Annotated in this window: 13 protein-coding genes; 4 read left to right on the top strand and 9 right to left on the bottom strand. The window is 39.0% G+C overall.

The window, feature by feature from the left end; genetic code table 11:
• Positions 1-323 precede the first annotated feature (323 nt).
• From QSJ81_RS08945 to QSJ81_RS08930, 4 genes are read left to right on the top strand one after another with little or no spacing between them, the layout of a single operon-like run.
• Positions 324-1049, top strand: coding sequence for an amino acid ABC transporter ATP-binding protein (locus QSJ81_RS08945; RefSeq protein WP_285717069.1), 726 nt, complete (start codon positions 324-326; stop codon positions 1047-1049).
• A gap of 32 nt (positions 1050-1081) precedes the next feature.
• Complete coding sequence (locus QSJ81_RS08940; RefSeq protein ID WP_285717068.1) at positions 1082-1897, top strand: transporter substrate-binding domain-containing protein; 816 nt, start codon at positions 1082-1084, stop codon at positions 1895-1897.
• Entirely contained in the window at positions 1897-2565 is a 669-nt protein-coding gene (locus tag QSJ81_RS08935; protein ID WP_285717067.1) for an amino acid ABC transporter permease, read from the top strand. Before QSJ81_RS08940 ends, QSJ81_RS08935 begins: the two co-directional genes overlap by 1 nt.
• On the top strand, positions 2565-3215 hold the full coding sequence (locus QSJ81_RS08930; protein WP_285717066.1) for an amino acid ABC transporter permease: 651 nt from the start codon (positions 2565-2567) through the stop codon (positions 3213-3215). Before QSJ81_RS08935 ends, QSJ81_RS08930 begins: the two co-directional genes overlap by 1 nt.
• A 121-nt stretch (positions 3216-3336) precedes the next feature.
• Here QSJ81_RS08930 and QSJ81_RS08925 read toward each other — a convergent pair whose 3' ends face one another.
• The 9 genes from QSJ81_RS08925 to QSJ81_RS08885 form a co-directional block, all read right to left on the bottom strand.
• Positions 3337-4050, bottom strand: coding sequence for a 2-phosphosulfolactate phosphatase (locus tag QSJ81_RS08925; RefSeq protein ID WP_285717065.1), 714 nt, complete (start codon positions 4048-4050; stop codon positions 3337-3339).
• Between the two features lie 267 nt (positions 4051-4317).
• Positions 4318-5208 (bottom strand): LysR family transcriptional regulator, encoded by an 891-nt coding sequence (locus QSJ81_RS08920; protein ID WP_285717064.1) that lies wholly within the window; start codon positions 5206-5208, stop codon positions 4318-4320.
• A 108-nt stretch (positions 5209-5316) separates the two neighbouring features.
• Positions 5317-7368: a SpoIIE family protein phosphatase gene (locus QSJ81_RS08915; protein ID WP_285717063.1), complete on the bottom strand. Its 2052-nt coding sequence runs from the start codon at positions 7366-7368 to the stop codon at positions 5317-5319.
• A gap of 174 nt (positions 7369-7542) precedes the next feature.
• Entirely contained in the window at positions 7543-8031 is a 489-nt protein-coding gene (thiW, locus tag QSJ81_RS08910) for an energy coupling factor transporter S component ThiW (protein WP_285717062.1), read from the bottom strand.
• 27 nt (positions 8032-8058) lie between these two features.
• Positions 8059-9783, bottom strand: coding sequence for an ABC transporter ATP-binding protein/permease (locus tag QSJ81_RS08905; protein ID WP_285717061.1), 1725 nt, complete (start codon positions 9781-9783; stop codon positions 8059-8061).
• Between the two features lie 153 nt (positions 9784-9936).
• Entirely contained in the window at positions 9937-10911 is a 975-nt protein-coding gene (locus QSJ81_RS08900; RefSeq protein WP_285717060.1) for a phosphoglycerate dehydrogenase, read from the bottom strand.
• A 112-nt stretch (positions 10912-11023) separates the two neighbouring features.
• The gene (locus QSJ81_RS08895) at positions 11024-11671 is read right to left on the bottom strand and encodes a bifunctional 4-hydroxy-2-oxoglutarate aldolase/2-dehydro-3-deoxy-phosphogluconate aldolase (protein WP_285717059.1); all 648 of its coding nucleotides are present in this window, start codon (positions 11669-11671) and stop codon (positions 11024-11026) included.
• 25 nt (positions 11672-11696) lie between these two features.
• A complete protein-coding gene (locus QSJ81_RS08890; RefSeq protein ID WP_285717058.1) occupies positions 11697-13091 on the bottom strand; it encodes a PTS galactitol transporter subunit IIC in 1395 nt (464 codons plus the stop codon).
• Positions 13092-13106: 15 nt separating this feature from the next.
• Entirely contained in the window at positions 13107-13403 is a 297-nt protein-coding gene (locus QSJ81_RS08885; protein ID WP_285717057.1) for a PTS sugar transporter subunit IIB, read from the bottom strand.
• Positions 13404-13411 lie beyond the last annotated feature (8 nt).

Here is a 13411-nt window from a genome sequence, read left to right as displayed (position 1 = left end):
GGTATTACTTAAACACCATATTTGTATATAAAAATTCCTTACTGTTACATTCCGCGAACAAGATAAAATACCCTGCCACTCTCCCCTTCTAACTAGGATATTTTTACATTGTACCCGCTCACCCTTCACCTTGTATTTAAATTACACCCACCTCGAAATAGTTTCCATTCACCAAAAACATTTATTACATTTAACTAATGACAACTTTTATTTTTAGTGTTATACTGTAAACACAAATTACATAATATCATTGGCAATGACGCCGTGCAATCATAGTTAAGCTATGGTTGCACGGCTTTGTTTTTTTAAGAAGGGGGAATTTCATGATAAAAGTACAAGGACTCAATAAACACTTTGGCTCATTACATGTATTAAAAGATATTAACCTTACTGTAGGTAGCGGCGAAAAGGTTGTCGTCATCGGCCCCAGCGGATCAGGAAAAAGCACCTTAATTCGGTGCATGAATCTACTAGAAATACCAAGTGCAGGTCAAATATTGATTGATGGCGTTGACATTACGGCTCCTAAAGCACCTGTAACGAAGGTAAGAGAATCAGTAGCTATGGTTTTTCAGCAGTTCAACCTTTATCCACATAAGACTGTCCTGGAAAACTTGACATTGGCGCCAATCTTAATTAAGAAAGTCTCCCGTGACGAGGCCAGTGAATCAGGTTTAGCCTTTTTAGACAGAGTAGGGCTTAAAGAAAAAGCAGATGTTTATCCTGCTCAACTTTCTGGTGGTCAGCAGCAACGGGTAGCCATTGCTAGGGCTCTAAACATGAAGCCTAATATTATGCTTTTTGATGAACCAACCTCGGCACTCGATCCCGAAATGATTCAAGAGGTATTGGATGTTATGATTGATCTTGCTAAGGAAGGTATCACCATGGTAGTCGTAACCCATGAGATGGGTTTTGCTAGACAAGTTGCAGATCAAGTTATTTTTATGGATAGTGGTCAAATCCTAGAAAAAGGATCTCCAGAGCATTTTTTCACCAACCCAGACCATGACCGTACAAAATTATTTTTAAGCCGTATTATTCGATAGTTATATTTAAGATAAAATGGAGGGTATTTATAATGAAAAGGTTTACTGTCTTTTTGGTAAGTTTGATGATGCTTATCACTCTAGTACTAGCTGGCTGCGGCAGCAACGAAGCAAAACCTTCTACTGCGAGCACAGGTGTTTCTCCTGATATTAAAGCCATTAAAGATCGGGGTACGCTAAAAGTCGGCGTAAAAGTCGATGTACCAAAGTTCGGATTTAAAGATCCTAAGACTGGCCAAATCGAAGGTTTCGAAATTGACTTGACGAAAGTCTTAGCAAAAAAAATTCTTGGTGATGAAACTAAGTTTGAAGCCCAAGGTGTAACTGCAAAAACCCGGGGTCCACTCCTTGACAATGGCGAAGTAGACTTAGTCATTGCGACCTTTACCATTACAGAAGAACGTAAACAGAGTTATAATTTCTCCGACCCTTATTTCACTGACGGTGTTGCTTTAATGGTAAAAAAAGACGCAGGAATTACAGATCTAAAAGGCTTAGCTAATAAAACCATTGGTGTAGCCCAAAGTGCCACTAGTAAAAAAGCCATCCAAGAGGCTGCTGACAAAGCAGGAATCAAAGTTAACTTCTTAGAGTTTGGCACCTATCCAGAAATTAAAACCGCTCTTGATTCCGGTCGTATTCAATGCTTTAGTGTAGATGGAGCTATTTTATTTGGCTACCTAGATGATTCTACTGTTATCTTAGCTGACCGCTTCACTCCTCAAGAGTATGGAGTAGCAAGCAAAAAAACCAATGAGGGATTAGCAAAACTAGTGAACGATACCATCAACGACATGAAAAAATCCGGTGAATTGACTACAATGATGAACAAGTGGGGCCTTAAATAGTGCCTGGCCCCTTCGCTGGATTTAAATGGTTGGCACTATTCAGTGATTGGTCTGTTTTTGCTGAAGGCTTTATACAGACCATCCTTCTATCAGCATTAGGCTTGTCGTTGGCTTTAGGCTTAGGTATCTTTTTTGGCATTTTAGGAACATCTCATATAAAAATATTACGAACCATTAATCGGATTTATGTAGAGTTCACCCAAAATACTCCTTTGGTTATTCAAATTTTCTTTTTATATCATGGTTTACCTCATTTAGGAATCATGTTACCTGTGTTCGTTGTTGGCGTATTAGGAGTTGGCGTTTATCATGGAGCTTATATTGCAGAAGTAATTCGAGCAGGTGTAGAATCTGTACCAAGAGGACAGCTGGAAGCTGCCTATTCTCAAGGATTTAGCTATTGGGGAGCAATGATCCACATCATTTTACCTCAAGCTAAACGGATTTCTTATCCGCCGCTAACCAATCAAGCGGTCAATTTAATCAAAAACACGTCTGTACTTGCCATGGTCGCAGGTGGTGAACTCATGTACCACGCTGATTCCTGGTCAAGCAACAATCTTTATTATGGTCCTTCCTATGTGGTAACAGGTTTACTTTATATCTCTTTATGCTTTCCATTAGCAACCTATGCCAAACGTATGGAACGCAAACTGGAGGTGTCCTAATGATTCAAGAATTATTTCAATATGACTTACTTACCTTTCTCGGAGCAGGCTTATTGACGACTCTTTACATTGCAATTAGTTCCATTGTTTTGAGCATGATTTTGGGTACTATTCTTGGGATTGCTCGCCATTCTAATCTAGCTCCCTTTAGTACTGCCGCTTCTATTTATATTGAAACGGTGAGAAACACCCCTTTGCTGCTATTTATTTTAGCAGTCCGGTTCATGACGAACCTACCTCCCATTTATGCAGGCATTGTGGCTATGACTGTTTTTACAACAGCCATGATTGCTGAAATTGTCCGAGGTGGTCTAAATTCTATCGGAAAAGGGCAATGGGAAGCCGCAAAATCACAGGGATTTACCTACAGTCAAACCTTACTATATATTGTTTTGCCCCAGGCCTTTCGAAACACCATACCGCCATTAGTATCCCAGTTTACAACTGTAATCAAAGATACTTCCCTTGTATGGGCCGTAGGTATTGAGGACTTAACAGGCAAAGGTATGATTATTATGGGTAAGTACGGGACAACAGCGCAGGTTTTTGCGATATTCATAGCCATAGCGCTCACCTACTTTGTCTTCAATTATGCCCTTTCCATCCTTGCCCGATATCAGCAACGCAGACTACTGCTTAGAAGTTACTAATAAGAGACTTATGAAAAAAGAACTATTAAAGGTGCGTCCACCTTTAATAGTTCTTTTTTTGAATACAGGACAGTTCCTGTGATCACTGCTGCTATTGATTGTAATGGCTATACCCTACACTTTATTTTTCTAATATAATTTTACCCTGTCTATACTCTGGTACGATATGTTGTGCATCTATCTGAAAACAATATTCTACATCATCCATACGATTTAAATCTTCTAGCCGTTTACCATTTCTACTATGAACAGCAGTCTCAACTAGCTTATCCTTAGCCTGAGCATACATCAGCAAGGCAGCACGAGCAGAATCTGTTAGTAACGCATTTCCTTCTGCAGTTAATAACTGAACCAATAATCCTGCACAAAGTGAATCTTCTAGGGAGAAAAGCCCATCCGTTCCAGCACATACAATTAAAATATCTTTTCCATAAATTTTAGCCTGCTCGGAAACAGCCGTAACATTTAGACAAGAACCAATCAATGTACGATGTGCCCCTTCTGTTGCCTTAATGGCAATCGTTCCATTCGTGGTAGTCATGACAATACTTTGCCCCTCTACCTTATCTTTAGAAAATTCAAAGGGTGAATTTCCAAAATCATATCCTTCAATTTTGATAGACTGCCTCTCCCCAGCAAACAAGGCCGATTCTATTTTAATAGCTGCCAGGCTAGCATCCTCTACAGATAAAACGGGGATCATTTCTTTGCAGCCGTTTGCCATAGAAGTAACAATCGATGTAGTTGCGCGAAATATATCTAATACGATACAAACAGTCTCAGTAAGATTTACCTCACCAATATCTTTCGGTAAAAATGCAATATCAATCTTCATTATTAAGCCATCTCCTATTATATATTATGTATTATTACTGATGGGCACCCAATACATTCCTATCTTATCTAATTCAATCTGTTTATCGATAGTCCCTGCTAACTCACCCTAGGTACATCTCAAGTTTTAAACACATCTCACTAAAGCAATATTATATGATTATTTTAATACTCATAAGAGAATTAGTGAAATACTTATTATGGATCTAGTGTATTTAAATACTAAATGAACCAAGTTAGAAAGTTTGATTTTGCAGCTTCTCTATTTTTATTCGGACTTAGCCAGTTGGTTTTTAACAAAGGACAGAAATTCAATGGCTGCGTAAGAAAGATATCGCTCCTTTCTCCATACTAGGGCCAGGCGCAAATATAATTTTGGCTCTTCAAGAGGGCGATGTATAATAACCTTATTATCAAAGCTTTTACATATTTTGCTGGGCAGCATTGCAATACCAAGGTTTCCTGCTACCATCTGCGTCATCCAATCCCTTTGTGAAGTTTCTAAAACAATCTTAGGCTTAAAACCAGCATGTTTACATTCATCTATTATCATATCATGCAGCTTATAATCGTTACTATATAAAACAAACTCTTCATCAATAAGCATCTTGTAATCAATTATCTTATATTGAGCTAGCCTACTGGTGGGGTGCATAATTACTTCAAGGGGGTCTTGCTCAAACCAAATTTTTTCATAAAGATCATCGTCCTCAGAAGGCGTAAATATTCCAATATCTAATGATCCGTCTTGAATTGCTGCTTCTACTTTCTTAGGACCAACTTCATATAGATGAATAGAAATGTTAGGGTATTCATTTTTAAATGCACTAAGCAAACTTGAAAAACTTGTAATTGCAGTAATTTGAGGTATTCCAATATGTATTTTCCCAGTTTGCATTTTCTTCAAATCCCCTAATTGAGCAGTTATACTTTGAAATGATGATACAATTTGTTGTGCTTGTCTAAGAATAATTTCACCAGCATCCGTTAATCGAACGGACTTTGTGTCACGATAGCATAACATTACGCCAAATTGTGTTTCTAACTCTTTAATCATTCTACTGATGGATGGTTGTGAAATATACATCATTTCAGCAGCCTTACTAAAACTTTTGTAGCGTGCAACTTCGATAAAACACTCAAGATTTTTTATATCCAAAAAGCTTCCCCCTACTCTTACCATTTACTATTCTCTTATACCTCAAAAAAATTCCTGCAAAAACTTTCATTCTTACAGGACTTTTTGATGCAATAATACTTTGGGCGGCTACTCTTCTCGATCTTCTAATTTTCCCACTCGAAGACATAAGGCAGTAACATCGTCATGACGTACACCTTTTATCGCGATCTTACCTATATGATCAACTAAATCAGTAAACTCAGCACCCAGTGGCAGTTCACTTCCTTCATTGAGGCGGTCAGCAATCCCATCACTATAAAAGCAGAAACAATCCCCCTCCTCTATAGACAAAGAATATGTTTCATATTGGGGATTTTCGCTTATACCAAGAAATATGCCAGGCACCTTTACCCGCCCTTGTGCTTCTGCACAATCAGCAAAAAACTCCGTAATTCCCGCAGCCCCATAACGTAATTCACGTTGCCTTAAATCCAGTTCAAAACAGAAGGCGGCCACCATTACTTCATCACCAAAATAACCTGTCACTCGACGATTAATCTCAGACATACGTTCAGAAAGGGAACAAGGTGTATAAATAATTTCTTGAAACATCACACTCATCGCAGCGGTTTGCAGCGCTGTAGCAACACCGTGACCTGTAACATCAATAATATAACCAAATAAAGAATCATTGTCCATCCAGCGATAGCCGCAGGAATCGCCACTGACTAACATACATGGTTCATATAGTATCTGAAGGTTTACTCTTGCATCATTAATGTTTCCCGGTAGCATAGCCCGCTGTTGACTCCCCGCTTTTGCCAGCTCTCCATGAAAAGTTTCACGCATTTCTTGTTCTTCTCGCGTTTTTTCAGCCAAGTCTTTCGTTCGCTCTTTAACCCGTGCTTCTAAATTGCTTACCAAATCAAATATCTGCTGTGCCATTGTATTAAAGGAACGACTTAACTGCCCTAATTCATCCCTACGCTCTGTGTCAGGTACTAAGTTTAAACGTCCTTGAGCAAGCTGGTGAGCAGATTCATTGAGCCTCAAAATAGGGCGCGTAACCCAACCTGCCGTCCAGACAGCCAAAACAAAGACTGCAATCGTCAGAAGAAGTGTTACTATTGTCGTTTGCAGCAAAGCACCTCGAATTCCTCCCATAAAATCTTCATCTGCCAACACTACATAAATATTCCAGTCAATCCCATCTTCTTTAAAGGAACGTGTACTTACTGAGTAGGAATGGTCATCTAATTTAAAATTATAAAAGCCATTTATATTATTGGGTAACGATTTGACAGCCATACTTAATACTGGATCTTTACAATTCTCCGCCCGAATACGTACAAATTGACCGTTTCGTTCTTCAAAAGGCTCTTTCAATACAGAAGCAGCAACAATCATATCCTCGCTGTCAGTAATAAACACTTGTCCCGAAGGACCTACTGATAAATTACGCAGCATATCTCCTAACCAAGATAAAAGATAATCCACGCCAAAAACTCCAGCTAACTGTCCATTCTCATAGAATATAGGATATGTGGCCGTAATTGTTGGTTCGAGAAATACAAAATGGCGATACACTCCGCTAAAAATTGGTTTACCAATATCTTGAGCGATTTGATACCAAGGACGCGTGCGTGCATCAAAATTAGGATATACCTCTTGTCGTACCACACCGTCTCCCTGGGCCGATATTTTATAATACCAAGATTCACCGTCCGTACTTTTGTCATTTCTCACAACTTGTACTTCACCAGAAACTTTGCGACGTGCACCATAAAACTCACCATCAGCCAAGCCTACAAAGGTCATAGCTACATCAGGAAACGCTTGAATATGATTGACAAACTGACGTTCTCGTTCTGTTGTATCAGAAAGCCTAAGAAGTCCTACGCGCCAAGCATCTGCATTCATTTGATTGAGACGTAAAGGTTCACGCATATGCCGACTCAATTGCTCATGAACACGTTCTAATGCATCCTCCCTCACCCCAAGTAATACGGATCCAACAGCTTCTTGTCCACCACGAAATAATAAAAATCCGATTAAACAAGTCACCGTAAGAAACTGGAGCATAAACGGCAAAGAAAATACAAGACGTAGAGAAAACCGTCCTGCCACGTGTCCTAAAAAATACCATATTGAATTCCATATACTTTTATTATTGACTTGTCGACGGCCATTGTGAATCATTATCTCACCTCATATTCTAAGGAGTCCTATTAAGATCACTTCCATCGATAAAAGAAATAACTTCCTGGTCTTTTAAAACGCTTTCATTAAGTATACAGTCCTTTCTTTTCTTTAATCAAAAACTCCTGCAAAGCCAATTCACTTTGCAGGAGTTTTGTTATAAATCGTCGATATTTATCTTATCTTTTCATAAAAAAATGATTTTATCGGTGTATGATATAGAAAATAAGCAATCAAACTGCCACCAGTTGTGCTAACTATGAAGGGGAGGACGAAGAAAAATGCCCCTACTTGAGAGCCAAGTATATATTTTGCTACAGGATAAGCTGCAAGGCTTCCTAGAATCCCAGTACCAATAATCTCACCAACAACGGCTCCTAAAATATGATTCGTTTTCTTATACAAAATACCTGCAAGGGCTGCCCCCAGCATACTACCGGGAAAAGCCAACAAAGAGCCTGTACCAAGAATGTTGCGTAAGAGAGAAATACTAAAGGCGGCACTAACAGAATACCTTGTCCCCATCAACACTGCTAACAGCACATTAATAGCATGCTGTACAGGAAAACACTTTGCAATACCGATTGGTATATACACCAAATGAGCTGAGAAAACACCTATGGCTATAAATAAAGCTGTAAATGCTAATTTTCGTATTTGCATACAATTCCTCCAAAGTTTGGCTTCTTTCTATGAATCTAGCCGCCAGTTACCTATGTTGTCTATCACTAGTTTTTTCGCATGATAGTTTGTCAACGTACTTCGATGACCAACACTAATAATAGCTGCATCTTTGAGATGGGTTTGTAAGAGTTTGTATAATTCTCTTTCTGTAGATTCATCAATCGCGGATGTTGCCTCATCTAAAAACAACCAGTTGGGTTGATGGAGTATCGCTCTGACAAAAGCAATCTTTTGCTGCTCTCCTAAGGAAAGTATATGAGACCAATCCTCAACTTTATCTAATTTATCGGCAAGATCATTCAATTTACAAAGTGTCATGACCTTACGAATATTTTCATCAGTAGTAAATCCTGAATTGTTGTAAGGATATAATAAGGATTGCCGTAAGGTACCAAGAGGTAAATAGGACTTCTGGGATAAAAATAAAAGTTTCTTCTTTGTTGGAATGGTGATATTACCTTCTCCAAATGGCCAAATACCGGCTAATGTTCGCATTAGAGTACTTTTACCACATCCAGATGGTCCCATAATTAAAAGAGAATCACCTTTATTAATCGTCAAGTCTAATTTTTTGAGTAATCGTTCGCCATTAGGTAAATTAATATGTAATTGGGATACCTGAAAAGGTAAATGTTCACCATAGGTTACTCTAATCTTTTCTTTTTCAGAAATGGTATGCGCTTTGCTGATACTATTGCTAAAACCGTTCAAACGATTAATAACTGCTTGCCATTCAGCAAATAAAGAATAGCTGTCCACAAAAAAGGATAATGCATCCTGCACCCGGCCAAAGGCCGAAGAAATCTGCGTTAGCCCTCCCAATTGTATTTGATTACTAAAATAACGCGGAGCTGCGACAACAAGAGGAAAGATAATAGCAATTTGACCATAACCAGAAGTAAACCAAGTTAGTTTCTTTTGCCGCAGCATTAAATCTCTAAAGTTATTAACTACCATGTGAAAACGCTTTAATAAACTATCTTGCTCTTGCCTTTCACCACCATAAAGAGCAATACTTTCACTATTCTCTCTAAGACGCATTAGACTAAAACGAAAGTCAGCCTCATAACGTTGTTGGCTATAAGTAAGGCCTACTAACGGATTCCCAATCTTCGTTGTTAACCATGTGCCCACCGTAGCATAAATAATAGCAACCCAAACCATATATCCAGGGATCGATACATCATTTCCCCCTAAAGATATCGAAAAAGAACCCGATAGGTTCCACAATATTACAATAAAAGATAGTAAAGTAACTGTCGCTTTTAACAATCCTAGTGAAAGCCGTAATGTTAAATTAACAAATGACTTTACATCCTCACTAATTCGCTGGTCAGGATTGTCTGTACTGTTGTCCGTTAATTGTATACGATAATAAGACCTTTTTAGCAGCCATTTTTGCAAGTATTCTTGGGTCAGCCAACGACGCCATTTAATTTCCAGAAGCTGTTGCAGGTAGAGTTCATAAACAGCCAAAACAATATGACAAGTTGCTAGTATAGAAAATGTACCTAGAGCACTAACAAAGCCTGGTTTATCATGATTTTGTAATGTGTTATAAAATGTATTATTCCATTCATTTAACAATACGAATACATAAACATGTCCGAGATTGAGGCTAACAATGATACCGAGCAACAATCTAGCTCGCCATTTTTCCCCTGATATCCAATAGACTTTAGTGATCTGCCACATCCCTTGGATAAAATTCCAATTCACTGTTTTTATCATAAATCGTCCTTTCTCCTAAAATCTATTATGGGAGTTTTTACTTTAATTCTTCTCGATTCTCGAAATCTCTCGAAAGTCCTTCTCATTATACAAAAAAACTGACATCCAGAGTAAGATGCCAGTTTTTTACCGCAAAAACTAATAATCTATTATTCACCTTAGTAATAAATTAACCTCATTGATTCTATTAGGAGGGGTACGAGCTTCTAATACTGCTATTACATTATCTACAGCAGTATTGCCCATGCGAATATTTGATTCATAGCAAGTTCCACCTAAATGGGGAGACAATATAACATTGTCTAAACTAAACATAGGATGTAGTTGGGGAGGCTCAAAATCATATACATCTACACCATACCCACGGATACGACCATCAAGTAATGCTTTATGCAATATTCCGTACTCAACCAGCTGACTGCGTGCTGTATTAATAAGAATAGCTCCTGGTTTAACTAAATCTAGGCGACGATGATCAAGAATATTTCTTGTTTTTTTAGTTAGCGGCAGATGAAGACTGATAAAGTCGGATTGTTGTAACAATTCCTCAAGCCCAACATATTCAATTCCTATTTTCTTTGCTTCCAATCGCTCCACACAGTCGAAACCTAAAATCTTCATATTATATCCTGTTGCACGATAAGCCGTAGCTAAACCTATTTTCCCAACACCGATAATACCAATCGTTTTTTCCCAAAGACCTACTCCCATCGGCTTTAGCCAATTCCCCTCTTTCGTTGCTTTATTTGCGATATATAATCCACGTGATAACATGTGGAGTAATCCGAAAGCCAAATCAGCTACCTCATGGCTATTTACACCTGGAGCATTTGTCACTACTACACCACATTCGTTTGCCGTCTTACTGTCGATAGCATCTACACCCACACCATGTTTAGCAATTACCTTTAATTTCGGACAGGATCGAATAATTGCACTCGTAACTTTATCATTACCTACAATTAAAGCATCTACGTCCTGAGCAATATTTATCATTTCACCTTCCGTCAAAGGTCTACCGTGAGAGTTGGTGATAACTTCACAGCCTATAGCTTTTAAACGATTTAAAGGCTCAGGGTCAGCTTTTGCAAATGTAACTGCTGTAACAACAATCTTCCACTTGTACACGATCATTCCTCCTTTTATTTTTCTAGTTAATAACAAGAAGGACTTGGCATCTGCCAAGTCCCTAGACTTAGGCAAATGCCTAAGTCTTCTTTTCGAATAAAATAAATCTTACTTATAAATCTCTATTTTTTGCAGAATAAACAGCAGTAACAATCTCCTTGGCTTTACGCGTTACCGCGTCCCAATCTCCCCGCGCTGCAGCTGCAAAATCAACGAGTTGACCTCCAGCACCAACAGCCATCGCACCAGCTTTTATAAACTCTACAGCGTTATCTTTGTTCACACCGCCAACCGCCATAGTTGCTATTTGTGGCAATGGGCCACGAAGCTCCCGAAAATAGTTAGCACCTAGAGATGATGCTGGGAAAATTTTTACCATTTCACATCCTAAATCATAGGCTCGTACAATTTCTGATGGCGTCATAACACCAATTACTGCAGGAATTTTGGCTTGGCAGCAAACGGCTAATGTTTCCTCAGCCAGGTGTGGCGTTAGTACAAAAGTAGCACCAGCTTTAATAGCAGCGTGAGCATCTTCTCCTGTCATAACGGTCCCAGCTCCAATAGGTAGTTTTTCACCAATTGCTTCCTTGAGTGCCGCGATGCCCTTGAGAGCACCTTCACTGTTTAAGGTTATTTCAATTGCACCTACACCAGCCTCTTCCAATGCTTGTCCGAGAGGCACGAGTATGCTAGGATCAACACCGCGCAGAATGGCTACAACACCAATTTCAGCAACATGTTCCAATACTGCATGCATGAAATCACCCTCCCTTTTTCAGTTTTTAACCTTGAATATTTTTTATACCAGCATACGTGTTTTCTTCTTCCGTTTCCATTAATTGAACCGCTTTGCGAGCTTGTGATTTTGCTACTAGCAGGAAAAGTCCAAAAACAACAGCCGAAATGATTACACCACTCAAAACGAAGGACAACGTTTGCATAATTGCATAGGTGACAAATAAAGAGCCACCTGAGAATGAGGCAACACCGATAGCCCCTTCAGGAATTTTGCCGCCAACGGATAAAAATATTTTTGTCAAAACAGGTGAGGTTACAGTACCACACAACAATATTTGTACGAGTACAACCGCACCAATCAGTAAGGTACGAAATACGTTGCCATTAACCAGTGCCACAACGAAAGCAATCCGGAAAGGGATTACAGTAATATCAGCAAAGGGAAGCATTTGATTGCCTGGTAAAATAGCAGCCAGTACCAATACAAAAGGTGTCAAGAGTAGTGCCGCTGTTAAAACTGAAGGGTGTCCAATTGATATGGCAGAATCAAGTCCCAAGAAGATCTCTCGACCACCCATATGTTTGTGAAGAAACTCTTGGCTGGCTTCTTGTATCGGCATTAAGCCTTCCATTAAAATAGCAACTACCTTGGGTAAAATGATCATCACTGCAGCTAAGTTCATGGCTAAATTTAAAGAATCTTTCATAGAATATTTGGCCATAAATCCAATGCCCATACCGATAATTACAGCAAGTACTGCCGGCTCTCCAAACACACCAAGGTATTTTTTAACCGAACTAAAATTACCACGAATATCTCTCACAACTGGAATACGGTCTAGTAATTCGTTCATTGGCGCTGCAATAAGACACTCGGATATAGAAGACAATGTGGGCATGGTAATTCCTGGTAGGCCATAGAATTTTTGCAGGAATGGTGCTGCCCAATCCGCGAGTAACCAAGTAATTAAAGACGCTAGCAGCATGCCGATAAAACCAAGATACACATTATCTGTCGCGAAATAAGTGAGTACACCGACGGTTATCAAATGATGGTAGTTCCAAATATCAACCATTAACGTTTTTGTAACACGAAAATACAATAATACAAAATTGAATAGTAGTAATAGTGGAATGCCAATCGCTCCCATAGGAGTGGCCCAAATAGCCGCCGCGACAGCGCCCCAACCTACATCCATAATATCTAATTTAATTCCTGAATTTTTTGATAGTGCCTTCATTGCTGGCCCTAAATTATCACCCATAAAGCCAACAACCATCTTGATACCGATAAGGGCAATAGCAATAAAAATAGCTGCACGAATGGCTTTTCCTGGCTTAGTTCCTAAGGCCAAAGCAAACAAAAAGATGAAACACGGGAGTACAATATTAGGTCCAAAATCGAATATTGCCTTAAAGTAACTTCCAATTAACTCCATTTCACATTCCCCTTTTTAATTTTTTTGTATATGTTGTTTGATTTGTTCTAATGTCTCTGACAAACCCATGCCAGTGAGAAAAGGAAGCCCCTTAATTAGCAGCGGTTTGTTTGCTATTTCTGGAAGCGCTGCCCCCATAGCCATCAAGACAATTACATCCACTTTATCAGCATAAGAAGCTAATTCTCCGATTTTGGCCTGAATTACTTCACAGCGAACATGGGCACCTGCCATATAATCCTGAATTTTCTTGCAAGCCACCGTAGAGGTTGCTACACCATTGCCGCATAATACTAATACTCTCTTTGCCATTACAGAAT

Origin of the sequence: Pelosinus sp. IPA-1, from assembly GCF_030269905.1 — a bacterium.
Lineage (GTDB): Bacteria > Bacillota > Negativicutes > DSM-13327 > DSM-13327 > Pelosinus.
The sequence above is the reverse complement of the archived record's forward strand: the minus strand, read 5'-3'. Positions and strand labels throughout refer to the sequence as shown.